Consider the following 966-nt stretch of genomic DNA (forward strand, 5'->3'; position numbering starts at 1 on the left):
CTGTGATTGGTATAAAAAATTTTGGATGACAGAGGTTTGGATATGGGCAAGTTAGTTGAAGGTGTTTGGCACGATGTGTGGTACGACACCAAAGAAAGCGGTGGCAAGTTTGTTCGTGAAGATGCAGGCTTTCGTCACTGGGTAGAGAATAAAGCGTCCGCGCAGTTTCAGCCTGAAAGCGGCCGTTATCACTTGTACGTATCATTGGCTTGCCCTTGGGCGCACCGCACCCTTATCTTCCGAGAGCTTAAAGACCTAACCGATCACATTGACGTGACGGTTGTTTGCCCAGACATGATGAGTGATGGTTGGCAAATGGGGTTACCTGAACCTCTGTTCGGCCATACGCGCATGCATCAAATCTACACTCAAGCCAAACCTGACTACTCGGGTAGAGTGACGGTGCCTGTGTTGTGGGATAAAAAGACTAACACCATTGTGAGTAACGAGTCGTCTGAGATTATCCGTATGTTTAACTCAGAGTTTAATGAACTGACAGGCAACACCGATGATTACTATCCGTGGGAACTGGCAAAGAAGATTGATGAGTGGAATGACTATATCTACCCAAACATTAACAACGGTGTGTACCGAACGGGCTTTGCAACGACACAAGAAGCCTACGAAGAAGCGTATGATGCGTTATTTGAAGCCTTAGACAAAGTAGACGCTCACCTTAGCGAACATCGCTATTTAGCGGGTAACGAGATTACAGAAGCGGATTGGCGCTTGTTTACCACTCTGGTTCGATTTGATGCCGTTTATGTTGGGCACTTTAAGTGTAATAAGCAGCGAATTTCAGACTACGTCCATATTCAGGGCTACTTAAAAGAGCTCTACCAGGTCGAAGGCATTAAAGAGACGACCGATTTTTATCACATCAAGCGCCACTATTATTACAGCCATACAGGTATAAACCCAACCCAAGTTGTGCCGAAAGGACCTGCGCTAGACTTAGAATCAGTC

The 966-nt window shown here is 46.0% G+C and carries 1 protein-coding gene; it reads left to right on the forward strand.

The window, feature by feature from the left end; all coding sequences use genetic code 11:
• Positions 1-42: 42 nt before the first annotated feature.
• Positions 43-966: glutathione S-transferase family protein (locus AB4653_RS28775; protein ID WP_372106055.1), on the forward strand; the 924-nt coding region annotated here is incomplete at its 3' end.

Source organism: Vibrio sp. 10N.222.48.A3, from assembly GCF_041475345.1.
GTDB lineage: Bacteria > Pseudomonadota > Gammaproteobacteria > Enterobacterales > Vibrionaceae > Vibrio > Vibrio tasmaniensis_A.